The sequence below is a fragment of the Methylobacillus caricis genome (assembly GCF_020532705.1).
Taxonomy (GTDB): Bacteria; Pseudomonadota; Gammaproteobacteria; order Burkholderiales; family Methylophilaceae; genus Methylobacillus; species Methylobacillus caricis.
Genome location: NZ_JAJAVD010000001.1, coordinates 1796098 through 1820122, shown reverse-complemented (window position 1 = coordinate 1820122; position 24025 = coordinate 1796098). Strand labels below are relative to the sequence as shown.

Annotated in this window: 25 protein-coding genes and 1 tRNA gene; 10 read left to right on the top strand and 16 right to left on the bottom strand. The window is 53.5% G+C overall.

Going from position 1 to position 24025, the window contains the following annotated elements; all coding sequences use genetic code 11:
- Positions 1-111: 111 nt before the first annotated feature.
- The 10 genes from thrS to LG200_RS08550 all read left to right on the top strand — a co-directional run bounded on the left by thrS (position 112) and on the right by LG200_RS08550 (position 8567).
- The gene (gene thrS / locus LG200_RS08595) at positions 112-2019 is read left to right on the top strand and encodes a threonine--tRNA ligase (RefSeq protein ID WP_226757149.1); all 1908 of its coding nucleotides are present in this window, start codon (positions 112-114) and stop codon (positions 2017-2019) included.
- Positions 2020-2064: 45 nt separating this feature from the next.
- Positions 2065-2610: a translation initiation factor IF-3 gene (infC, locus tag LG200_RS08590; protein ID WP_449812130.1), complete on the top strand. Its 546-nt coding sequence runs from the start codon at positions 2065-2067 to the stop codon at positions 2608-2610.
- A 104-nt stretch (positions 2611-2714) separates the two neighbouring features.
- Complete coding sequence (gene rpmI, locus LG200_RS08585) at positions 2715-2912, top strand: 50S ribosomal protein L35 (protein WP_025872951.1); 198 nt, start codon at positions 2715-2717, stop codon at positions 2910-2912.
- A gap of 11 nt (positions 2913-2923) precedes the next feature.
- Positions 2924-3286, top strand: coding sequence for a 50S ribosomal protein L20 (gene rplT / locus LG200_RS08580; RefSeq protein ID WP_011480221.1), 363 nt, complete (start codon positions 2924-2926; stop codon positions 3284-3286).
- Between the two features lie 166 nt (positions 3287-3452).
- Positions 3453-4436, top strand: coding sequence for a phenylalanine--tRNA ligase subunit alpha (gene pheS, locus LG200_RS08575; protein ID WP_226757148.1), 984 nt, complete (start codon positions 3453-3455; stop codon positions 4434-4436).
- Between the two features lie 25 nt (positions 4437-4461).
- Positions 4462-6816: a phenylalanine--tRNA ligase subunit beta gene (pheT, locus tag LG200_RS08570; protein ID WP_226757147.1), complete on the top strand. Its 2355-nt coding sequence runs from the start codon at positions 4462-4464 to the stop codon at positions 6814-6816.
- Between the two features lie 25 nt (positions 6817-6841).
- Positions 6842-7144, top strand: coding sequence for an integration host factor subunit alpha (locus LG200_RS08565; protein ID WP_226757146.1), 303 nt, complete (start codon positions 6842-6844; stop codon positions 7142-7144).
- Positions 7125-7550 (top strand): MerR family transcriptional regulator, encoded by a 426-nt coding sequence (locus LG200_RS08560; RefSeq protein WP_226757145.1) that lies wholly within the window; start codon positions 7125-7127, stop codon positions 7548-7550. The genes LG200_RS08565 and LG200_RS08560 overlap by 20 nt, the downstream gene beginning before the upstream one ends.
- Positions 7551-7637: 87 nt before the next feature.
- Positions 7638-7714 (top strand) — tRNA-Pro (locus tag LG200_RS08555).
- A gap of 148 nt (positions 7715-7862) precedes the next feature.
- A complete protein-coding gene (locus tag LG200_RS08550) occupies positions 7863-8567 on the top strand; it encodes a class I SAM-dependent methyltransferase (protein WP_226757144.1) in 705 nt (234 codons plus the stop codon).
- Positions 8568-8611: 44 nt separating this feature from the next.
- Here the strand turns inward: LG200_RS08550 and LG200_RS08545 are convergent, their stop codons facing one another.
- From LG200_RS08545 to LG200_RS08470, 16 genes are all read right to left on the bottom strand, one after another.
- On the bottom strand, positions 8612-9052 hold the full coding sequence (locus LG200_RS08545) for an excinuclease ABC subunit A (protein WP_226757143.1): 441 nt from the start codon (positions 9050-9052) through the stop codon (positions 8612-8614).
- A gap of 51 nt (positions 9053-9103) precedes the next feature.
- Complete coding sequence (locus LG200_RS08540; protein ID WP_226757142.1) at positions 9104-10312, bottom strand: beta-ketoacyl synthase N-terminal-like domain-containing protein; 1209 nt, start codon at positions 10310-10312, stop codon at positions 9104-9106.
- Positions 10313-10335: 23 nt separating this feature from the next.
- Positions 10336-10755, bottom strand: coding sequence for a hypothetical protein (locus LG200_RS08535; protein ID WP_226757141.1), 420 nt, complete (start codon positions 10753-10755; stop codon positions 10336-10338).
- 55 nt (positions 10756-10810) lie between these two features.
- Complete coding sequence (locus tag LG200_RS08530; RefSeq protein ID WP_226757140.1) at positions 10811-12037, bottom strand: beta-ketoacyl-ACP synthase; 1227 nt, start codon at positions 12035-12037, stop codon at positions 10811-10813.
- Positions 12037-12768, bottom strand: a complete 732-nt coding sequence (locus LG200_RS08525; protein WP_226757139.1) for a 3-ketoacyl-ACP reductase FabG2 — start codon at positions 12766-12768, stop codon at positions 12037-12039. Before LG200_RS08525 ends, LG200_RS08530 begins: the two co-directional genes overlap by 1 nt.
- Positions 12765-13238, bottom strand: a complete 474-nt coding sequence (locus tag LG200_RS08520; RefSeq protein ID WP_226757138.1) for a hotdog family protein — start codon at positions 13236-13238, stop codon at positions 12765-12767. Before LG200_RS08520 ends, LG200_RS08525 begins: the two co-directional genes overlap by 4 nt.
- A 7-nt stretch (positions 13239-13245) precedes the next feature.
- On the bottom strand, positions 13246-14424 hold the full coding sequence (locus tag LG200_RS08515) for a beta-ketoacyl-[acyl-carrier-protein] synthase family protein (protein WP_226757137.1): 1179 nt from the start codon (positions 14422-14424) through the stop codon (positions 13246-13248).
- Positions 14421-14882 (bottom strand): DUF3261 domain-containing protein, encoded by a 462-nt coding sequence (locus tag LG200_RS08510; RefSeq protein WP_226757136.1) that lies wholly within the window; start codon positions 14880-14882, stop codon positions 14421-14423. The genes LG200_RS08515 and LG200_RS08510 overlap by 4 nt, the downstream gene beginning before the upstream one ends.
- Positions 14883-15007: 125 nt before the next feature.
- The gene (locus LG200_RS08505) at positions 15008-17392 is read right to left on the bottom strand and encodes an MMPL family transporter (protein WP_226757135.1); all 2385 of its coding nucleotides are present in this window, start codon (positions 17390-17392) and stop codon (positions 15008-15010) included.
- On the bottom strand, positions 17389-18084 hold the full coding sequence (locus LG200_RS08500) for a LolA family protein (RefSeq protein WP_226757134.1): 696 nt from the start codon (positions 18082-18084) through the stop codon (positions 17389-17391). The genes LG200_RS08505 and LG200_RS08500 overlap by 4 nt, the downstream gene beginning before the upstream one ends.
- A complete protein-coding gene (locus LG200_RS08495; RefSeq protein WP_226757133.1) occupies positions 18066-18491 on the bottom strand; it encodes an acyl-CoA thioesterase in 426 nt (141 codons plus the stop codon). Before LG200_RS08495 ends, LG200_RS08500 begins: the two co-directional genes overlap by 19 nt.
- Positions 18484-20052: an HAL/PAL/TAL family ammonia-lyase gene (locus tag LG200_RS08490; RefSeq protein ID WP_226757132.1), complete on the bottom strand. Its 1569-nt coding sequence runs from the start codon at positions 20050-20052 to the stop codon at positions 18484-18486. The genes LG200_RS08495 and LG200_RS08490 overlap by 8 nt, the downstream gene beginning before the upstream one ends.
- Positions 20053-20055: 3 nt before the next feature.
- Positions 20056-21762 carry a glycosyltransferase family 2 protein gene (locus tag LG200_RS08485; protein WP_226757131.1) on the bottom strand — a complete coding sequence of 569 codons (1707 nt, stop codon included), beginning with the start codon at positions 21760-21762 and terminating at the stop codon, positions 20056-20058.
- Positions 21759-22112, bottom strand: a complete 354-nt coding sequence (locus tag LG200_RS08480; RefSeq protein WP_226757130.1) for an ApeI family dehydratase — start codon at positions 22110-22112, stop codon at positions 21759-21761. Before LG200_RS08480 ends, LG200_RS08485 begins: the two co-directional genes overlap by 4 nt.
- Positions 22096-23448: an AMP-binding protein gene (locus LG200_RS08475; protein WP_226757129.1), complete on the bottom strand. Its 1353-nt coding sequence runs from the start codon at positions 23446-23448 to the stop codon at positions 22096-22098. Before LG200_RS08475 ends, LG200_RS08480 begins: the two co-directional genes overlap by 17 nt.
- A complete protein-coding gene (locus tag LG200_RS08470; protein WP_226757128.1) occupies positions 23449-24024 on the bottom strand; it encodes a COG4648 family protein in 576 nt (191 codons plus the stop codon).
- Between the last annotated feature and the right edge of the window lies 1 nt (position 24025).

The following is a 24025-nucleotide window of genomic DNA, read 5'->3' as shown; positions in this document are numbered from 1 at the left end:
GAAACTTGGCTCTATGCGATAATCATATGATTAATTAGTTCGCGCATTGCGCGAATATCGTCTTGATAAAAGCCGTCATGCGGCTTTTGCTGTTTTATTGGATAGGGATATATGCCAGTCATTCGTTTGCCAGATGGTTCCGAACGTACATTTGAGGGGCCGGTTACCGTTGCAGAGGTTGCCATGAATATAGGAGCAGGCCTAGCGCGTGCTGCTTTAGGTGGCAAGGTGAACGGCAAGGCTGTGGATACCTCCTATCAGATCAACGATGACGCTGAGCTTGCGATTATCACCGACAGGGATGCTGATGGGCTGGAGATCATCCGTCACTCCACGGCCCATCTGCTGGCGCAGGCAGTGAAGCAGCTATTCCCTGAAGCTCAGGTAACAATAGGGCCTGTCATAGAAAATGGGTTTTTCTATGATTTTTCCTACAAGCGTCCATTTACCCCTGAAGACCTGCAAAAAATTGAAGCGCGCATGCAAGAACTTGCAAAGCGCGATATTCCCATAGTGCGTAGCGTGATGGAACGCGACCAGGCGGTTGAATACTTCAAGTCCATAGGCGAGGCGTACAAGGCCGAGATTATCGCTTCCATTCCGCCTGAGCAGGAAATCTCGCTTTATACTCAGGACGATTTCACTGATCTTTGCCGTGGTACCCATGTGCCGTCCACCGGAAAACTCAAGGCATTTAAGCTCATGAAGGTAGCGGGCGCGTACTGGCGCGGCGATTCCAACAACGAAATGCTGCAGCGTATCTACGGCACTGCCTGGGCAAAGAAGGATGACCTGGATGCCTACCTGCATATGCTGGAAGAGGCGGAAAAACGCGATCACCGCAAGCTTGGCCGTCAACTGGACTTCTTCCATATGCAGGATGAGGCGCCTGGCATGGTGTTCTGGCACCCGCGCGGCTGGAGTATTTGGCAGGAGATTGAGCAGTATATGCGCAACATGTTCCGTGAGTTTGGTTATCAGGAAGTGCGCACGCCGACCATTATGGATAGAACCCTGTGGGAAAAGTCGGGCCACTGGCAGAACTACCACGACAATATGTTCACCACTGCTTCTGAAAACCGGGATTATGCGGTAAAGCCCATGAATTGCCCTGGGCATGTGCAGATTTTCAACAATAGTTTGCATAGCTATCGCGACCTGCCGCTACGTCTGGCTGAATTCGGTTCCTGTCATCGTAACGAACCCTCTGGGGCATTGCACGGCCTGATGCGTGTACGCGGTTTTACCCAGGATGATGCGCATATCTTCTGTACCGAGGATCAGGTCAAGGATGAGGTTGCCGATTTTATTGTGATGCTTTACAAGGCTTATCAGGATTTTGGCTTCACCGATGTACTGGTCAAGCTCTCGACCCGCCCTGAAAAGCGTGTCGGCTCTGATGAGGCTTGGGACAAGGCGGAGGAGTCGCTGGCGGCTGCCTTGCGCCAGAATGACCTGGAATATGAAATCCAGCCGGGCGAAGGAGCTTTCTACGGCCCCAAAATTGAGTTTACGCTGAAAGACAGTCTGGGCCGTCTCTGGCAATGTGGAACCATTCAGCTCGATCCAAATTTGCCGGAACGGCTGGGGGCCGAGTATGTTGACGAAGACAATACCCGCAAGCATCCCGTAATGCTGCATCGTGCAATTGTTGGCTCCATGGAGCGCTTCATTGGTATTCTCATTGAAAATTTTGCCGGGGCCATGCCAGCATGGCTCGCTCCAGTGCAGGTTATGGTGTTGAATATCAGTGACGGACAAGCAGCTTATGTCAGTCAAGTAGTGGAAGAATTGCGGAAAAATGGCTTCAGAGTCGATTCGGACTTGAGAAATGAGAAGATAACCTATAAAATCCGCGAGCATAGCTTGCAGAAGCTCCCCTATCTTTTGGTTGCGGGTGAGCGAGAAATGCAAGCTGGTCAAGTGGCCGTGCGTACCCGCAAGGGCGAAGACCTAGGTTCTATGCCTGTCAGCGCGTTTATTGAACGCCTGAAATCCGACATAGCCAACAAGGTCTGATTACCTAGCGAGTAGCGCGGTCTATTATTTTGGCCATTTAAATTAATAACGGGAGATTTTGCGATAGCTCAAGATAAGGAAGTACGAATCAACGGTGACATTACTGCACAACAGATTCGTTTGGTTGGGGTGGATGGCGAGCCATTAGGCATTGTCAGTCTGAATGAGGCATTTGCCAAGGCAGAGGAGGCTGATATCGACCTAGTCGAAATCGCGCCTCAGGCAGTCCCGCCGGTGTGTCGGTTGATGGACTACGGCAAATTCAAATATGCTGAAAGCAAGCGCCAACACGAAGCCCGCCTCAAACAAAAGCAGGTCCAGGTTAAGGAAGTAAAATTCCGCCCTGGTACTGATGATGGCGATTACCAAGTCAAGCTGCGCAATCTTATCCGGTTCTTGCAGGAAGGCGACAAGGCCAAAGTGACCTTACGCTTCCGTGGCCGTGAAATCACGCATCAGGAGCTGGGCCTTGCCTTGCTGAAACGTGTAGAGGCCGATCTCGTAGAACATGCAGTGGTGGAGCAGTTTCCCAAGATGGAAGGCCGCCAGATGGTGATGGTATTATCACCGCAAAAGAAAGCAAAGCCTTAAGATCCACGGGTTTTTTGGTTTGTGAGTAGTAGCAGTAAAGAGGTAGCGACGTGGCCTAAAGGCATGCCCGATCGCTCTTTTCAATGTTCCTTTAGGAGAAAAAAATGCCAAAGATGAAGACCAAGAGCAGCGCCAAAAAGCGCTTCAAATTCTTGGGTAATGGCAAGGTGAAGCGTACTCACTCTCACCTGCGTCATATCCTGACCAAGAAGACCACCAAGCAGAAGCGTAACCTGCGTGGTACAGCGATTATTTCCCCAACTGACGTCAAGCGCGTACGCGCCATGATGCCAACACAATAAGGAGATAAGAGATGCCTAGAGTAAAACGTGGTGTTATCGCTCGTGCCCGCCATAAAAAGGTTCTGAACGCTGCCAAGGGTTATCGTGGCCGTCGCAAGAATGTCTACCGCATTGCCAAACAGGCGGTGATGAAGGCTGGTCAATATGCTTACCGTGACCGCCGTCAGAGAAAGCGTCAATTCCGTGCTTTGTGGATTGCGCGTATCAATGCTGGCGCACGCGAGTATGGTTTGACATACAGCCGTTTCATCAACGGTCTGAAGAAGTCTGCGGTTGAAGTTGACCGCAAGGTGCTGGCCGATCTGGCTGTATTCGACAAGCAGGCTTTTGCCAAGTTTGCCGAACTGGCTAAATCAGGTCTCGCCGCTGCCTAAGCAACAGCAATAGAAAAAGGAGGCCTCGTGCCTCCTTTTTTTTCCGGGTTTTTCCACAAAATGCCGGTGATAAATCTCAGTTTTCTTATATGTTTGATATATAAGGATTTATTGGGTAGTGTGACAGGCCGTTTGTGAAAGTATCCTGAGAGTCCAACTGAATAACATGCAAAATCTCGATCACATCATTTCCGAAGCCCGGTGCGATTTTTCCGCCTGCGGCAATATTGCCGACCTCGAGCAGGCCAAGGCTCGCTATTTGGGAAAAAGTGGCAGCCTCACCGAAGCGCTTAAAGGCCTGGGCAAGCTCTCGGCGGAGGAACGCCCTGCAGCGGGGGCAGCTATTAATGTCGTCAAGCAGCAGGTGGAAGCTGCACTCAAGGAAAAGCGTGATGCGATTCTGCTGGCAGAGCAGGAGCGCCAGCTTGCCAGCGAATCCCTGGATGTCACGCTGCCAGCTCGTCAAGCAGGGGAGGGTGGCCTGCATCCGGTTTCACTGACATTGAGGCGGATTGAAGAGTTGTTCCGTTCCATAGGCTTTGAAGTGGCTGAAGGGCCAGAAATAGAATCCGATTTCTATAACTTCACTGCGCTGAATATTCCTGAAGATCATCCTGCACGCGCGATGCATGACACGTTCTATGTGGATGAGCAGCATGTGTTGCGCACGCATACCTCTCCTGTGCAGGTTCACTATATGCAGGACAAGGAGCCACCACTCAAGATCATCGCACCTGGCCGTGTTTACCGTGTGGATTCAGATGCCACCCACTCCCCGATGTTCCATCAGGTTGAGGGTTTGTGGGTTGATGAAAACATCAGTTTTGCCAATCTCAAGGGAGTCGTGCAGGATTTCCTGCAGCGTTTCTTTGAGCGTGATGATCTTCAGGTGCGATTCCGTCCTTCTTTTTTCCCTTTTACGGAACCATCGGCTGAAATGGATATGAGCTGGGGCGATGGCTGGCTCGAGATCGGCGGTTGCGGCATGGTGCACCCTGAAGTGTTCGGGCATGTCGGCATAGACAGTGAAAAATACCGTGGCTTTGCATTTGGACTGGGTGTCGAACGCCTGACCATGTTGCGTTACGGCGTGAATGACTTGCGCTTGTTCTTTGAGAACGACCTGCGCTTTCTTAAGCAATTTGCCTAGCCCTTATTCTGGATAGACTAACAATATGCAATTTTCTGAACAATGGCTACGCCAATACGTTAATCCAGCACTAGATAGCGAAGGTCTGGGCCATGCCTTGACCATGGCCGGACTTGAAGTCGAAGCGATGGAGCCGGTGGCTGCAGGTTTCAGCAAAGTGGTAGTGGCTGAGATTGTCAGCGTTGAAAAACATCCCGATGCCGACCGTCTGCAAATCTGCAAGGTCAATGTGGGAACCGGTGAGCTACTGCAGATTGTCTGTGGAGCTCCTAATGCGCGTGCAGGCCTCAAGGCTCCATGTGCGTTGGTTGGCGCTGAGCTTCCTGGCTTCAAGATCAAGCAGGCCAAGGTGCGCGGCGTGGAGTCCTTTGGCATGATGTGTTCCGCCAAGGAGCTGGGATTGGCAGAGGAAAGCAATGGTTTGCTGGAGCTGGCGGCAGAGGCAGAAATCGGCCAGGACATTCGGGCCTTATTCGAGCTGGACGACAAGCTGTTCACGCTCAAGCTGACGCCCAACCGTACTGATTGCCTCAGTATTGTCGGTATTGCTCGGGATGTGACGGCACTGACTGGCGCTACACTTTCCCTGCCAACCATATCGCCAGTAGCCGCAGGGATTGATGCAAAGCAGACCGTCACGGTTTCAGAGCCTGCTGCCTGCCCCCGTTACACAGGTCGCGTTATTCAGGGCGTAAATGCGGCGGCGGCGACTCCTGACTGGATGGTACGCAGGCTTGAGCGTAGTGGTGTCCGTAGTATCAGTGCGATCGTGGACATCACCAATTACGTATTATTGGAGCAGGGCCAGCCCTTGCATGCATTTGATGCAGACAAGCTGCAAGGCGGTATAGAAATCCGCTATGCGCGTGCGGGCGAGACACTGGTGTTGCTGAACGAGCAAACAATAGAATTGCAGCCTGATATGCTGGTGATCGCTGACAATGCTGGTGCGCTTGCACTTGCTGGCATCATGGGCGGTGATAGCAGTGCTGTCAGTAATGATACAAGCAATATCTTCCTTGAGAGTGCCTTCTTTGCTCCTGGTGTGATTGTAGGCAAGGCTAGGCGCCTGAATTTCTCCACTGATTCTTCCTATCGCTTTGAGCGTGGCGTGGATTTTGCCAATACTTTGCCCGCTTTGGAGCGCGCTACCAGCCTGGTGCTGGAAATCTGCGGTGGTGAACCGGGCCCTGTCATCGAGATCTTGGGCAGTTTGCCTGCAAGGCCGCCTGTACGCTTGCGCATCGCACGTCTGACATCGGTGTTAGGAATTTCATTGACAGCAGAGGATGTCATTGATGTCCTGAAAAAACTGGATTTCAGTTATCAGCGCAATGACGATGAGTTCGAAGTGACGCCGCCCAGCTATCGTTTTGATATCGAAATTGAAGAAGACTTGATAGAAGAAGTGGCCCGTCTTTATGGATACGACAATATTCCCGCTACACCGCCACAAGCTGAATTGCGTATGTTGCCTTCTGCCGAGGCGAATTTGAATCGCAACTGGTTGCGCGATAGCTTGGCAGCAAGCGGCTATCAGGAAATTGTCAGTTACAGCTTTGTGGATGAAAGTTGGGAGCGGGAGCTGCTCGGCAACGCCGCTCCAATCGCCTTGAAGAATCCGATTGCCAGTAATTTGAGCGTTATGCGCACTGGTTTATGGGGAGGGCTGCTGGAGACCTTGATGTATAACCTCAACCGCAAGCAAGAGCGTGTACGCTTGTTTGAAATAGGCGCCACTTATTTCTCCCATGCTGACGGATATAGCGAGGTTACCCGAATTTCCGGGCTTGCTTATGGAGATGCAGCACCTGAGCAATGGGCCCAGCCAGCGCGGGAAGTTGACTTCTTTGACGTCAAGGCCGAGGTTGAACGCCTTGCTGGCGGTGATGCGCTATATGTGGCTGCGCAGCATCCAGCCTTGCATCCAGGCCAGACTGCCCAGGTTGTGTTGAATGGCAAGGCCATCGGGTGGATAGGCAAGCTGCATCCAAAATGGCAACAGCAATACCAATTGCCACGCAGCGCCATATTGTTTGAGCTGGAAGTTGAGCCCTTATTGAAGCGTAAGGTTGCCCAATATACCCAGGTACCAAAATTCCCGCCTGTGCGTCGCGATATGGCGGTGGTGGTTGATGAAAATATCACTATCCAGGCATTAATGGATACTATGCGGTCTGCTAAAAATCCGCTGATAAACGATATTGCATTGTTCGATGTTTACCGTGGCAAGGGCATTGCCGAAGGCAAGAAAAGCCTTGCATTTCTTGTGCTTATACAAGATACTCAAAAAACTCTGACCGATATAGAAGCCGATGCAGTGATGGCATCGTTGCTGGATTTATTAGTCCAGCAACATGGTGCCACGTTAAGAAATTAGAAAAAGTAGTAGGGAAAGGTTTTGCATGACATTAACAAAAGCTGATTTGGCTGATTTGTTGTTTGAGCAAGTAGGTTTGAACAAACGTGAGGCCAAAGACATGGTTGAAGCATTCTTTGAAGAAATCCGTACTGCACTGGAAGCGGGAGACAGCGTTAAGCTTTCGGGTTTTGGTAATTTCGAGTTGCGTCAAAAATCAGAGCGTCCTGGCCGTAATCCTAAAACTGGTGAAGAAATTCCCATCACCGCACGTCGCGTTGTGACATTCCATGCCAGCCAGAAGCTCAAGAGCAAGGTAGAGGAGGCATATGCCGGAGCAAGCGCCTAAGGTTCAGCTCCCTCCAATTCCCGCCAAGCGCTATTTTACGATTGGTGAAGTCAGCGAATTGTGCGGCGTGAAGCCTCATGTCTTGCGGTATTGGGAGCAGGAGTTTACCCAGCTCAAGCCGGTCAAGCGCAGGGGAAACCGCCGCTATTACCAACACCATGAAGTATTGCTGATTCGGCGTATCCGTGAATTGTTGTATGAACAGGGTTTTACCATTAGCGGTGCGCGTAATCGCCTTGATGATCATGCTGCAAGTGGGATGGTTGCCTCTAATGTGATTGAAAAACTGCCAGTGGATTCTCAGCGAGATGAAGCCGCAGTCATTCCCAAAGTGGAAGTGGGGTACGACTTCATCACTTTGCGTGCCGAATTGCGTGAAGTGCTCGATTTACTGCGCGCTCATTGAAGTAAATCCTCATTTACGGCTGTCCGAAATCCGGCTTTTTCGATATAATCTCTTTCTTGCTGTTTGGCATGCCGAGCAGCATCGGTTCGGGGCGTAGCGCAGCCTGGTAGCGTACTTGCATGGGGTGCAAGGGGTCGTGTGTTCGAATCACACCGTCCCGACCAAATCAACTCAGTAATCCGGCTTTCCCGGTTGCTGTAGTTGCAGGAATATTAGCAGTGGCTAATTTCTTGTGGATATCAAAAGCCAGAGACTCTGGCTTTTTTCATTTGTGGACAGGCTTCAAAAAATAAATAAAGGGCTGCCTAGGTCATGAGCTTGAATCTGCCTTTCGTGAAGGAAACACGCTTCGGCAATTGGTTCCTGAAAACCAATATGTGGAAAATCAGGGTGTTGGATAGAGCCCTGGATGATCTTCAGCGGTTAATGCCGGCAAGGGTGACGCAATATTCCAGAATTCTTGATGTAGGTTGTGGTTTCGGCCATTCATTTTTTGCCCTTTCCAAGCGCTTCAATCCCCAACAGATTACCGGGCTGGATGCTGATCCTGATCTGCAGGCTCGTGCCAGTGAGAGCTCCAGGAATTGTCCTGCCGAGGTCAGGCTGTTTGCTGGTAATGCTTCGCTTATGCAGGGCATTCCTGATAATGAGTTTGACATGGTGTTCTGCCACCAGACTTTCCATCATATCGTGGACCAGGAAGAGGCGATGGCGGAGTTCTTCCGTGTGTTGAAACCCGGAGGTGTCCTGTTGTTTGCCGAATCGACCAAACGATATATCCATTCATTGCAGATACGCGTGTTGTTTCGCCATCCCATGCATGTCCAGAAAACTGCGGAGGAATATATCGCGATTATTCGCAACGCAGGTTTCAGTTTGCCGGATTCACAAATCTCACTGCCATTTCTCTGGTGGAGCAGGCCGGATGCAGGGTTCTGGGAATGGATAGGCTTTCCAGTGCCTAAGAAGCGTGAGGAAACGCTGGTCAATGCAGTGGCTGTTAAACCATTGCATTGACGCATGAGGCAACAAGCCTTGCTTGCTGCCCACAGATTTTATGATTATTTCAGTTTGACTACGTCGCCTTTGAGTGCCACGCCTGACATCAGCGCACCGCTACCACACATGTATTCTGTCTCGCTGCTGGCTTCCTTATTCTTGTAATTGCTTTTGATGTTGATGATAGCGTTGCCGCCTTCCTTGCTGGCTCGCTCCTGCAACTCAAGCAGTGCGCTCAGCAATGTCCACTCACAGGCTTCCTTGTCTGATTTATTGAAGCCATTGGTTTTTTTATTGGTTTTCCATTCGCCCAAGGTTTTCTCTACGGCAGGATGCGGCTGGTTTCCAAAAAAAAGCTTGATTTGAGGATCCAGTTTTTCCTTGGCGGCCGCTGTGTTCAGGGCATCCTCCAGTGGATGCATTTTCTGGTCATCACGTGCCATGACCTGGCTGCTGGCGAGCAGGATGGAGATTAACGCGGCAGTGTTCAGGATGTTTTTCATTATTGCAGGCTCCCTTGGTTTTGATATGGTTGGATAATATTATCAAGTTTGCTACATGCGCTGGAATACCAGGCTGACATTGGTGCCGCCAAAGCCGAAGCTGTTGGACATGGCACTATTTAATTGATGCTTTAAGTTGGCCCTTAATATGGGCATATCGCCAATTTGCCGATCTGGTTTGTCAAGGTTGGCACAGCCTGCCACGAAGCCGTCCCTCATCATCAGCAGGCTATAGATGGCTTCATGCGCTGCGGCTGCACCTATAGGGTGGCCACTGAGCCCCTTGGTGGAGGAAATGAGCGGTAGCTTTTCACCAAATACCTCACGTATGGCATTCAGCTCACAGATATCTCCTAGTGGGGTAGAAGTGGCATGGGTGTTGATATAGTCTATGGAGGAGGTATTTTCTATGGCACCAAGTGCCAGCCGCATGGCCCTGGCAGCACCTTCTGCGGAAGGGGTGACCATATCCTGGCCATCCGAACATGCGCCATAGCCAGTCACTTCTGCGTAAATACGGGCTCCACGTTGGCGGGCATGTTCAAGCTCTTCCAATATGAGAATACCTGCACCACCGGCGATCACAAACCCATCCCGGTCTTCATTATAGGGCCGGGATGCAGTGGCATCATTGTAATGCGTGGATAAAGCACCCATCGCGTCAAATGGGGCAGTGGTGGCCCAACTGGTTTCCTCGCTGCCACCGACAATCATGATGTCCTGCTTACCAAACTGGATCAGTTCAGTACCATAGCCTATGCAATGTCCTGAGCTGGCGCAGGCGGAACTGATGGAGCAGCTAATGCCCTGGATGGAAAAGGCCGTGGCCAGGGTGGCAGATGCAGTGCTGCCCATGATGCGCGGTACCGCATAGGGCAGTACTTTGCTCAGGCCTTGATTGCGCAAGGTATCCATGGCCTGGACGTGCTCCCAGGGAGAGCCTACCCCTGAGCCTATGACCATGCCGGTCCTTGGCGAGCTGAGCAGTGATTCTGACAACAAGCTGTCAGTAATGGCCTGCTGTGCGGCATGATAGGCATATAGCGCTGTATCAGCCATGAAGCGCCTGTGCTTGCGGTTAACAGGTGGCAGGCTGCTAATGTCAGGCACGCCCGCAACCTGGCTACGTAGGCCCATGGCAGCATATTCCGGCATATGCCGTAAACCTGAGCGACCCGTTTGCAGGGATGCAGACACCGCCTCTATATCGTTTCCCAGGCAAGAGATGATCCCCATACCCGTGACCACTACTCTGCGCATCTTCAGGAAGGCTTCCTCATGATTCAGCGCCTCAGTAATTCTCGGTCTATGGACGTTTTGAGCGCGCCAACCCATTTGTTGTAGAACGGGTGGATACAGGGCACGCCATCCTTGACCTCGTACTTCATGTTGTCGCTGCTACGGTAGAGGATAGAATATTTTTCAGCGGTGTAGGGGATGTTGACTGTAATGGTGTGTTTGTTCCTTACGACCAGAGTGCCCACGAGCTCATTACCATTGTCATTGCGGCTAACCGTCCATTGATTGATGCCAGCGGCAGTGATAATGGCCTGTTCTACGTCACTGGCCTGCAGTGATTTTCCGCTGGCAGATACGATCGGTACGTCCTCATGATTGATAATCGCGTTGACAGAGCGTGCAAATGCAGGAGCTGTCAGCAAAGTGGCGAATATAAAGAAAAGTACGCTAAGCCTGGACTTCATTGTTATCCCCTTTAAGTCGTTAATTGTGGTGCTAATTTTCAATGAGTGATTGTGTTTATGAGCAGGATTTTAGAATAATTGAAGTATTAATCCCACCAAAGGCAAAGTTGTTGCTCATCTGGTATTCCACCTGCATTTGCCTTCCTGCTCCCATGATGTAATCGAGTTCTGCACAGGCTGGGTCAGGATTATTCAGGTTGAGGGTGGGGGCAAACCAGCCTTGGCGCTGCATGGCAATTCCCCACCAGGCTTCTATTGCGCCACAGGCACCAAGCGTGTGACCCAGGTAGCTTTTCATTGAGCTGATAGCTACCCCGGCACCGAATACTTGATGGGTTGCGTGGCTTTCCGCCACATCGCCACGGTCAGTGGCGGTGCCATGAGCACTCACATATCCGATGGCGGATGGTGGGATGCCTGCATCATCCAAGGCCTGTTGTATGGCAATTGCCATGGTGTCGGATTCAGGCTGCGTGATATGGCGCCCATCAGAATTGGTGCCAAAGCCCACGATTTCGGCATAAATGTTAGCGCCGCGTGCCTTGGCGTGCTCATATTCCTCCAGGATCAGGGTCGCTGCCCCTTCACCTACCACCAGGCCGTCCCGGTCCCGGTCAAAGGGGCGAGGCGTGGCATGCGGCGCATCATTGCGGCTGCTGGTGGCAAACAAGGTATCGAAAACCGCAGAGCTGGGAGCAGACATTTCCTCTGCGCCACCGGCGATCATCATGGTCTGGCGACCGAAGCGGATAGCCTCATAGGCATAGCCTATGGCCTGGCTCCCTGATGTGCAGGCGCTTGATGTGGGAATGACACGGCCCTTGAGGCCAAAAAATAGCCCGATATTGACGGCAGTGGTATGCGGCATCATCTCGATATAGCAAGTCGAGGTGACATTTTGCATGGAGCCGGTTTCCAGCATATGGGCAAATACGCGGACTGGATCAACGCTGCCTGAAGATGAGCCGTAGGCTATGCCCATGCGGCCATCGCTGATGCTGGGGTCGTCGAGCAGGCCTGCATCAGCCAGCGCCATTTCGCTGGCACGCACCGAGAGCATGGCGACGCGGCCCATGGACCGTGTCATCTTGCGTGAGTAATGTGAAGGCGTAGTGAAGCTGTCCACAGGGGCTGCAATGCGGGTGTTGAGGGACTCTATGTAGTCCCATTCCGGCATCGGGCGTACGCCATTCTGGCCAAGGCGCAGCCGCGTTTCTATATCCTGCCATTTATCGCCCAGGGCAGTGATCCCTGCCATGCCTGTGACAACAACGCGCCTCATCAGATAATCCCGCCATTGACGCCCAGTACCTGGCGCGTGATATAGGATGCATCATCCGACATGAGAAAAGCCACTGCCGCTGCTACTTCGTCTGCCTCGCCTACACGGTTCATGGGAATGATCCTGAGGGCTTCATCCACCATTTCCAGTTCATCTATCATGTCGGTGGCAATCAAGCCGGGAGCCACGCAATTGACAGTAATCCTGCGGCTTGCCAGTTCCACTGCCAATGCCTTGGTTGCTCCTATCAGGCCTGCCTTGGCTGCGCTGTAGTTGACTTGGCCACGATTACCCATGACGCCTGAAACCGAGGCCAGGGTGACAATCCGCCCACCTTTTTTCATGCGTACCATGGGCATGGTCAGTGGGTGCACCACATTGAAAAAGCCATTGAGGCTGGTATCCAGCACCTGGTCCCAGTCCTCATCGGACAAGGCGGGAAAGGCCCCGTCGCGGGAAATCCCAGCATTGCATACAATCCCATAGTAAGGGCCGTATTGTTCAATTGCTTGATCCAGTGCTGCACGGCTGGCGGTCCTGTCCGCCACGTCAAATTGCAGCATGTCTGCCTTGCCTCCTGCTACCAGGATTTCATTCACCACGGTTTCCGCTTCAATCCTGCTGCTTCGGCAGTGCACAGTGACGGCAAAATTCTCACGGGCGAGACGTAGCGCAATAGCGCGGCCTATACCGCGGCTTGAGCCCGTGACCAATACGCGCCTGGGGTTCATGCAGGATTTCCTTGTAAAAATGATTGAAAGTCATCGGGTTCAAAAACCTTGAGAGTGGCGTTGACCAGCTCTCCAGTATTGTTGCTGATACTGCAGTCATAGGCACCAAGCCCGCTGTCGTCGCGGTAGGCGAGGGCAACCTTGATATGCAACACCTGATTGGCGGCGAATGCAGCAACCTGGGCCTTGTAGCTGCGCGTGCCTAGTAACACACCCTGCTTGGGTGGCAGGTTCTGCCTGCGCTTGAGCAAGCCTACATGCGCAGCAATGGCCTGGGCCATGAGTTCTATGCCTATCCAGGCGGGCATGTTGCCTGCATGGTCCGCATACCAAGCGCCCGCCTGGGGAATGCACTCGGCCAGCGTCTGCTCGTCGTCAACACTGAGTATGCGCTCCAGCATGACCATATCGCCGCTATGCAGCAGCAGGTCTTGTATGGGAGGTAATAATTCCTGGTTTTTCTTATTCATTTTTATTTTATTGAGCATCACCAATAATCAAGCTGGCATTGCTGCCACCAAACGCAAATGAATTACTCATGCACCTGCGACTAGAGCCACTGAAAGACTGCGCTTGAGTGGCTAGCATCAATGGAGACAGGTTGCTATCTACTATGCCATCCCAGATGTGTGGCGGCAATTGTCGTTGTTGCAGTGCCAGCCAGCAAAATGCCAGTTCCGTGGCACCTGCTGCTCCCAGGGTATGTCCGGTTAATGGCTTGGTGCCGCTGCAAGGAACACCTGCAGGGAAGACGCGGGCGACTGCGTGACTTTCCATTTCATCATTCTTGCGGGTGGCAGTGGCATGCAGGTTAAGGTAGCCGATCGCTTCAGGTACAAGCCCAGCATCCAGCAATGCTGCACGCATGGAGGCTTCAGCTCCCTTGCCTTCAGGTTCAGGGGCAGACATGTGGTAAGCATCGCTGCTTTCACCTATACCTAGCAATTCTATGGGTGCAGGCTCCTTGGCCAATAGGAAAAGGGCGGCGCCTTCACCTATGTTGATGCCTTGGCGGTTAAGGCTCATTGGTTGACACACTTCTGCCGAAGTGGATTCCAGTGAGGTAAAACCATTGATGGTGAGTTTGCACAATGTATCTACCCCTCCTACCAGTACAGCATCGCAAATATTATGCCGGAGCAGGTTACGGGCGGACTGGAAAGCCTTGGCGCTAGAAGTACAGGCCGTTGAAACCGTATAAGCTGGCCCATTTAGTTCAAGATAGCGATTCAGGAATAGCGCGGGCGTACCGAGTTCCTGCTGCAGGTATTGATAGCCGGCAGGCAATTGGCCATGCACCTGTTGCTGACTCACAGCCGCCTCACCCTCGGCCATGCCTGACGTGCTGGAGCCAAGTACTATGCCTATACGCGCAGGCCCGTACCGTTTTTTGGCGTTCGCTATATCTTGTTGAATCTGCAGCGCGGCAGCGAGCAGCAATTGATTGTTTCTGCCAGCAAACGCGGATAGATGGGCAGGGATTGGCGGGAGCTCACCACAGGCTCGGCCTACGCGGGCGACAGTATTTGTTAGCCATCCTTCTTCCAATACCATGCCGCTTGTATCTCCCTGAAAAAGGCCTTGTGCAACCTCCTGCTGACCGCAGCCCAGGGCATTGATGATGCCTAGGGCTGACAGGTAGTGGCGTTGGCTCATGGATCGACTCCCGGGACTTGAGAGGTGTCTTCTGGCAGGCTATTGATACTCAGGGTCATACTGGCGGCTGGCACGGCAATATCAAGCTGATGATAGGGCGTTGCCGGATCTGCATAACGAATATCCATCAATAACTTGTTGCCACTACTGATACGGCGGTACGTGCCACTATCTTCCAGTTCCATGGATGTACCTAGTCCTGTCCTGACCGAGTCGGCTGGCCATAATGCCAATTGCAACAAGGCCAGCATCAGCGCCGGGTCTAGCCGTTTGTCAGGTGAGAGCAGGGCACTTGCCTGCTGGTTGTCATAACGCAGGTGCATGATTTTTTGCCCGAATAACGTCAAACCGACAAAATCCAGCCCAGCAGCATCATTTTCGATAGAAGCAATCATGGATTCATGCTTGTCTTTGAAGCTGATGTCCACTTGTTGCTGGGTTTCGAATACCGGAGCCATTGCAGTGTTTTGCAAGCAATATTTCCCTCCACCCGGGATCGAGGCACATCTAGCATCATGTTGACCGCAAGCTGTCAGCCAACTGCAGGCCAATACATAGACAAAAATGACTGGGAATTTCATGCTCAGGTTCTTTTATCCAAATGATGGTCAAAACTCAATAGCATGGGAGCCAGAAATGCTGAGACAGCAATGCCGATGAGCAATGTCATGCCGAAACTGGAAAGTGCAGGCATGCTGCTGAAGGCAAGCATGCCGAACGAAAGCAGGGTGGTGCCCGCTGAAAGTAATACTCCGGCCAGGGTGGCAGAAGCATGCGCGCCACCTTCGCGCAAAAATATAGCGTAATTCACGCCCACGCCCAGTACCAGCATCAGGCCCATCATGTTGAAAAGAGTGAGTGCAATGTGCAGGTAACCAAACAGGCTCAAAGTAAGCACCATGGCCAGGACGGTAGGCAGGAGTATGATCATGGATTGCTGCCAGCGATAGCGGAGGCATAGCACCAAAAATATCAGCCCGATTGCGCCCAGTAGCCAGAGCGAGCTCCATTGCCGATATTGATGGAACAGTGCGGTGACGCTGCCTGCCTTATCGACAAATGTAACATGAGGCAGGCTTGCTGCGACTGCGCGCAATTGCTCCAGGTTCCTGATGCCTTGCGGCAATACGATGGCGGCATAACCTTGTCTAGTCTGTCCCAGCCATAGATGGTGGAAGGGAGTGGACAGCGGTTGCTGCAGCCATGGTTCGATTTCCAGCATGCTGCTGGCGCTTGCCTTGAAGCCCGCAACCTGGGCTACCGCCACTTCATCGCGCAGCCCGGCTTCTTCAAGCACCTGCGTTAACCGGTTTTCATCGGCAAACACGGTTTTGGACCATAGTGCGCGGTTTTCTGCCTGGCGCCGCTTGGATGGCACAAAGGCGGCAATGCCTTGATAGCCTGTCAGCACGTTTTTTTCGACCAGCTGGCTGAGCTGTTTATGCAAGGCTTCTTCGTGCTGCAGCAATTGCTCAATGTCTTCGCCTTCCACCAAGAAGAACTGGCTGCTGTTATCAAAACCAATGATGCGGCGTATGGCTTCCTCCTGGCCTACCAATTCGGGTGAGCGGGCAATCAGCAAATGCACGTCGTCGTTGGCCTTGAGCTGCAGCCAGCCTGGAATTGCAAGCAATAGCAGCAGCCCAGCCGCCAGCAGGCACGCGCGGGCGCTGATCCTGTGCTGCCATTCCAGCAGGATTTTCTGCGGCAACGCTACTGCGGTTTCAGGGTTGCGCCGATTAGGCTTGCGCAAGAGGGCGGGCAGCAGCAGGAATACCGACAACCAGGCTGAAGTGAGGCCAACCAGTGCAAACAGGGCGATCTGCGATAAAGCAGGAAAAGGCGCCAGCGCCAGCGTGCCATATCCCATAAGGCTGGTGATTAGCGCCACGGTAAGCCCGGCGCCTATGCGGCGCAGACCTTTCATGGGATCCCAGTCCGACCCCGCACCAAGGTGGGCGGCAAAATACTGGATGGCGTAATCGATTGCCTCGCCTATCAGGCTGGCGCCGAATACCAGCGTGATGAGGTGGATCTCACCATAAACCGCCAGGGTCACCGCAACGGCGGCGCTGATGCCAAAACCTACAGAGAGCAGGCCCAGTGCCAGTGGACGTATGGAGCGGAATACCAAGTATAACAATAAGAGCATACCAGCCAATGAGACCATGCTGATGTTGTGCACCTCCCGCTCCGCGCTGGCGCGCGCCGCATCGGCGTAAAACACGGTGCCTGTGCGCAAGAGGATAATGCCGGGATGGCTAGCCTTGAGGGCGGTTTCGGCCATGCTGACGGCAGTGGCGACTTGGTGCTGAATATCGCCGTTATAAGCGGAGTCAGGCAGGTCTGCGCTGACAAAGGCCCAGGTCTTGCCGTCGCTGCGGCTTACCAGTAGGCCGTTGTCCGGCTCCAGTTGCAGGTTTTTCAAGGGCAGGCTTGCCAGCCAGTTGTCGCTCAAGCCAAATGGATCATCAGCTACAGACAGGGTCAGGCCAAAGCGGAATGGAGCATAGAGCTTGTTTTGCAAACGTTCTGCCAGTGAGTTCCGGTTTTGACTCAGGTCGCTTGCGAGCTGGATACGGTCTGCATCATTCAGCAGGTTGTAGCGGTAAGGCTGGAAAAAACCGCTGATCTGCTTGGGATCCATCGCCGGGATATCTGAAAGCACATGGCTGAAAATGCCTGAAGCACGCAGTTGCTTTGCAAATGCGCGGGCAGCGGCAAATGCGGCTTGCTCGTTTTCGTGGCCCAGCAGGAATACGGCACGGTTGCCTGCTGCCTCCGCCAACTTGTTGACAGCCTGTTCGGCTACCGGATTGCGTTCCGTGGCTGGCAGCAGAGCCAGCAGGTTGGTCTGCAGCGGAAAATGTCCCATCATCTGGCTGGCGCACGACCACACTGCCACCAGTGCGAGTATCAGCCAGAGCAGGGCGCGTTGTTGCAGGGCGTCGGGCTTGCGCAATGTCATTTGGCCTGCAGGCTATCCAGCAATTGCTGCTCGCTGGCACTGGGAGCTGCTGCTGCAATGGAGTTGGAAAATGTGATGTTGGTCAGGTCGCCGCTGGTTTCGGCAATGTCTATCTGCTCCACGAATTGACCGCCGCTCAGCTGCAGTTGTTTGAGGAATTGCTGCACTTGGGCCTGTTTGGGCTGCAGCACTATGTTCCATTGCTGGGCGGAGCCGGTGACTGTGGCATCAAAATGTGCTTGCAATGCGTTTGTGTCCGCACCAAGCATGGCGCGGAACACTCGGCCAACTTGCGCCAGTCCGGGGATATCACGCACGCCGCGTTCCTTGCGGCTGCCATCGGCACTGATCTCTATGATCTTGGTTTCACCCAGCAGGTAGCTAACGCGGTAAGGCCGCTCTATCTGCCATAACACGCCATGGCGGCTGGAATAGACCAGCTTGCCATGAGTCAGCAACGGACGCTTGAGAGCCGCCATTTGCTTGGCCTGGCTGAAATCGGCACGTACCACCTGGTGCTGTTCGATCTGTTTGCCTATGATGCTGAGCAGTTCAGGATCGGCTGCATGGCCGCTGGTGGCCGCCAGGAAGCCCAGGCTTGCGAATAGCACGCGGTGAGAAGAACGTAGTGCGCTTGGCAGGTGCTTTAATACTGCATGCAGGGCATTATGTACTAGGTGGATGATTTGCATGCGGCCTCCAGATTGCGGAATACGACGGGTGGCGAGACGAATTGCAGTTCCATGCTGGCTGCCTCTATTGCGAGCTGTACGGTGTGGCCCTTGGTCAGGCGCTCGCCTGTCTGGTTGTCCGTGATCTCATAGCCGATCTTGAGGCGGTTTTCATGTTCCAGCAGGCTGGCAGTGACATTGAGCTGATGGCCATAGAGCGCGGGCTTGATATATTTGAGATGGCATTCGACCACCGGCCATAGGTAACCAGATGCCTGCATTTGCGGGTAATCATAGTTGAACTTGCGCAAAAGCTCACAACGGGCAATTTCAAAATACTTCACATAGTGTCCATGCCAGGCGACATTCATGGCATCCACGTCGTGAAACGGGATTTCCACGGCAACAGTGGCGCTCAGTCTAGGCATGGGGATACAGCTCCCAGTGTTGATGACGGATGAGGCCTGTCAATGTGCGCAGCTCGGCTTCCAATGGACGGTCCTCATCAAGGAATGCGCTGTGGCGGCTGGCGGCCGCGATAAATTCGCTGACAGGGCTGGTAAGCGCGGAGGGTTTGTCCGGGCTTGCCTGCTGACGCAGGGTAACGCCTTGTGCCGAGGCCATGATTAATGCCGCGGCTACTTGTTCGGTCAGTTCCAGTACCCGCAGGCAATCGCGTGCCGCAATGGTGCCCATGCTGACCTTGTCCTGGTTGTGGCATTCTGTAGAACGAGAGAATACGCTGGCTGGCATGGTGAGCTTGAGTGCTTCTGCCGTCCAGGCCGAGGTGCCGATCTGTACAGCCTTGAAGCCATGGTTGATGGCTGAACGGCGCCCCTGGCTGCCGGAGAGGTTCTGAGGCAACCCATGGTTGTACTTGCTGTCCACCAGTAGTGCCAGCTGCCGGTCCATCAGGTCCGCCAGGTTGGCCACGGCGTTTTTCAGGCTATCCATGGCAAACGCGATATGGCCGCCATAGAAGTGGCCGCCATGCAGCACTACTTCGGCTTCCGGGTCTATCAATGGGTTGTCGTTGGCGCTGTTGAGCTCATTTTCTATATCGCGGCGCATCCAGTCCAGGGCATCCCGCGCTACACCTATGACATGCGGGGCACAACGTATGGAATAGCGGTCCTGCAGGCGGATCACTTCCCCGGAGTCTTCCAGCAGGTCAGAGAAAATCCAGGCTGCAGCCTCGTTCTGGCCTGCATGCGGTTTGGCGGCAAACAACCTGGGGTCAAAATGCCCCCGGTTGCCCAGCAAAGCGATCTGCGCCATGGCGGTGATACGGCAACAGAGGCGGGTGAGGTAGTCTGCGCGCTGCCAGGCCAGGCAAGCGAGGCCAGTCATGACAGCGGTGCCGTTCATGATGGCAAGGCCTTCCTTGGGAGCCAGTATCAATAACGGGATATTCAACGATTGCAGAACTTCAGCTGCCGGCAGCAGCTTGCCTTGATAACGTACCTCACGTTCGCCAATCAGCGCTGCTGCTACATACGACAGAGGCGTCAGGTCACCGCTGGCGCCTACCGAACCTTCTTCCGGGATATTGGGCAGTATGCGGTGGTTGATCAGGCTGGAAAGTTGTTCCAGCAATTGCCAGCGCACGCCCGAATAACCCTGCGCCAGCGAGTTGAGGCGACACACCAGCACCGCCAGTGTGGCTTCATCATCCAGGTAAGCGCCGAGGCCACAGCCGTGATAGCGGGTCAGGTGGAGCGGCAGCTCGTTGACGAGGTCATCAGGCACTGTGACCGTGCATGAATCGCCATAGCCGGTGTTGACGCCGTAAACCGTGCCATTGTCGGCGAGCAGGCTTTCAAGGAAAGCAGCGCCCTTGTCTATGCGGGCCTTGAACGCAGGGTTACTTGAAAGGGCTATACCATGATGGTGGCGGGCCACTTGCAATACATCCTCTATGGTAATGCGCTGGCTCCCTATGGTGATGGACCGGGAGGCTCGCGGAGATTCAATATCTGGCATATTCATGCGTCAGGGCTGTTCCTGCGGGTATGAGTGGGTTGAAGTTTGCTCCTGGGCTGGTGTTGCCCAGAAATCATAGAAATTGAACCATTGCAGCGGGGCTTGCAGGCAGTAGATTTCCAGTCTTTGTGCATATTGCTGGATATAGGTACGCAAGGCCTGCTGGCGATCGCGACGAGGTAATTTTATCTCGTCCGAGAAATGTTCGAAATGAATACGGTAGCCATTGCCCTGCTGCAGGCAGAAAAACAGGTAAACCGGACATTCAAGCAGGCTCGCCAGAATGAACGGCCCTTGTGCAAAGGGGGCAGGCATGCCAAGAAAGTTGGCTTCAGAGACACGGCCGTTTTCTGCTGGCGGCGTGCGGTCGCCAACTATCACAAGCAGCTCTCCCTGGTCTATTTTTTCCTTGAGCATGATGGCGGTATCTGCGCCAAAGTTGGATACCTGCAGCAAGTTGACACTGAAACTGTCATTGGTGTTTTCCAGTATTCGGTTGAAGCGTTGCGCGTGTTCTGTGTACACCACGGCATTAATCGTGGTTTTCCCGTGGATCGAGGCTATTGCCCGCATCATTTCCAGATTTCCCAGGTGCGCGCCTATCAGCATTGCGCCCTTGCCTGAGGCCAGCAGTGCATCCATTTGCCCTTGCTGGGGGAAATCCAAGGGCTGTACTTCCCCGGCCCACGCGCCAAGCTTGTCCAGCCCTGAGCGGGCAAATGCCAGCATATGGCGGAAGCTCCTGCACCAGCCTGGTTTGGAGTCATTATTCCCCTGGAATTGCTGAACCCTTTGCAGATAGTTGAGGGATGCCCTGCGTGCGCTATGGTTGCTGAAGAAAAAATAGGCCACTATCGGATACAGCGTCAGCCTGGCTACCGGTTTTCCCAGCCAGCGGTAGCAGCTGGCGACGAACCCCAAACCGCTGGCTGTGCCGCGTTCAGCTTGTTGCGACCAATGTCGTTCAGTTTTCTTGCCAGGGGGTATTTTGCGCCAAAGCAGGCATGGCAAGCGTTGCAGCATGCCGAAAAACAACCGGGTGTGGGTTTTGCTGATATTCAGGTTGTCCTGCCACATGCGGAAATGCGAGAGTCCGCCTTCAGGATAAATCACGCGAGTAGGAATGTTGACAAAGTCCAGGCCGCGCCATGCCAGGTGCACCACGATGGCAATATCGAAATCCATGCGGCGTGGAATATCAGTGCTGTTGATCAGCTCGCGGGTGGCGGCCAGCGGGTAAAGCCGGAAGCCGCACATGGAATCTGCAATTTTGAATGACAAGGTTTCCACCCATACCCAGAAATGAGTGATATAGCGGCCGTAGAGGCGGCCTTTGGGTACCGATTTATCATAGATGGGTTTGCCGCATACCACGGCTTCAGGCTGCAAGCGGCCTTGCTGCAGAAAGCGTGGCACATCTGCCGCGTCGTGCTGACCATCGGCGTCTATTTGCAAGGCATGGCTATACCCCCGTGCATAGGCGCGCTCTATGCCGTGCATCACGGCGCCGCCTTTACCGCCATTGACCGGCAGTCGATACAAATGCACCAAGGGTTGGCTGGCTGCCAGCCGTGCCAATACCTGCTGGGTGGCGTGATCACTACCATCGTCCACGATGAAAATGGCAATGCCGTAGCCCGCCAGTTTTTCTACGGTGCTGCTGATCGTGTTTTTATGGTTATAGATCGGGATTAGCAGGCAGGGCTGGAAACTCATGTCGCACCGTCAAATATGATGCGGCCGGAAGAAAAGTTTTGTTCGCCCTGGGCAAACAGAAACTCCAGCCGGCGCTTCCCGGCATGCCATTCCAGGAGCAGTTCCAGCTTTTGTCCTGGCAGGACAATGGACTGGAACTTGACGTTCTCCAGTGCTGAAAACTCGCCTTCTATTGCCAGCTGTTCGCGGCTGAAATGCACAGCCCAGTTCAACTGTACAACTCCTGGCAGGATGGGAAATTCAGGGAAGTGATGAGGGAAATAGTGCAGCTCCGGCTGTACACGTAATTCCAGTACGACAGCATGCGGCGTGGTGCGCAGTATGGACTTGATCTCAGGCAGTAGCTGCATGCTGCACATCCTGTTCCTGAAATAATTGGATAAGCCCGGCCTGAGTAAGCTTGCCGCGTTCGTCCAATGGCAATGCTGCCGGGAAGCGCCAATAGCGGGGCAGCAATACAGTATCAAAATGCTGGGCGAGATAACTGCGCAATTCCCGGCTTACGGCATGTTTGCCATCGTGCCGTAATACCTGCACACCTTCTGGATTCAGGACTACCGCTACCGCAACGGCCTGGCGCTTGCGTTGCAGTGCTGTTGCGGCTGCATTGCAGACCCACGGGTGGCTGCTTAGTTTCTGCTCCAGTTCGGGCAGGGACAGGCGCTTTTCTTCAATCTTGGCGATGCGGTCCAAGCGCCCGAGCAGTTCAAAACGCTGGTCTGGCAAAAGTTGTACGGCATCTTCCATCCGCAATGGCTCGTCATTGCCGAGAATGCTGGATTTCAGGAGCAAGGCCTGATCATGAGCTGGCGCGATGGAGATGCCCGGCAGGGTTGTCCACATGCTATCGGCTTCTTGCCTGCGCCAGGCAATGCCGCCACTTTCCGTACTGCCGAAAATCTCAATAGGCGCATAGCCCATGCCTTGTTTGAATTTTGCCGCCACGTCGAACGGTAACGCCCCGCCTGATGAGAATATCAGGCCAAGCTCCGGCTTTAATTGCACAATTGGAGCCAATCCGGGTAGCCGCGTTAGCTGGGCCGGGCTGGAAACCAATACCGTTTTGCCGAACTGCATGTTTTTTTGCAGGAGGGCATCCGGCATGGGGCTGGTGGTAGTATCAAATACGCGGCCAGCCGCTAGCGGCCATAGAAGGCGGAACAACAATCCATATATATGGTGATGGGGAACGCTGGCAATGATGGTGGCATTTTCTATCTGCGAGCCCCACATTTGCTCCAATACTGCGATTTCGCGTTCCAGTTGCCCCAGGGTTTTGCTTACCTGCTTGGGCATGCCGGTACTGCCGGAAGTGTATAAATGTATCAGGCAGGATTCGGGACATAACGTCGGATGCAATGTTGCTGCATTATCGTTGTTCGGCGACATTTCTCCCGCATCCGCATCGTAGGCATCCACCAGCTGGTGCAGAGTGCCGGGCTGGAAATTGGGCGGAATGACCACTTCTTTGCCCGCATGCAGTAAAGCAAACAGCCGCACGACAAAATCGAGAGCGTTTTCACTGGCCAGCAGCCAGCGTTGTTGTGGATGCTGGGCATAAGTAGCAGCCAGGGAGGCGACTTCCCCGGAAAACCGTGGCCAGTCTATATATTGATTGCCATCGTGGCAGACGATATGGCTGGGAGGCCGCCCACGGCTGAAAAGCTGGCTCAAGGCAATCAGCATTTATGCCTCCCTTGCAATGGCGCGTTTACGTATCAGCAATTCCCCGATGAACATGATGCCCATGATGAGGTATGCAATCATGCCATTGTATAGCGCCCAGTTTGCGCGGCTGGCATATACGGCGGTATAGAGGGCGATAGCCCCGTTAAGCAAGAAAAACAGGCACCAGGCCATGGTGACTTTACGCGTATAGGCAATGGCTGCATGAGGCAAGGCCGGCGTTTGCATGCGGGCGAATATTTCTATGGTGGATGGCGGGTATTTCAGCGACAGGCCGAAGATCAACAGCATGCCAAGGCTCAGGATTGCCGGGTAGGTGCGCAACAGCAGCTCGTTGTCGGCGATAGCCGTGGCCAGCACCCAGATCAGGAGCGTGGTGGCAATTCCCTTTTGAATATAGGAAAAACGCTGCAACATGCTGGGCAACATTTTCTTCCAGCGTAGCAGCAGGGTGATACCCAGCAAAGCGGCAAGATAGCGGGGGGCCAGCAGTTGCAAACCAAAAAAGACGATGACAGGATAAACCAGCCACAGCAAAAGGATATACAGCCTATCTAACGGGGCTTTTACATGCATT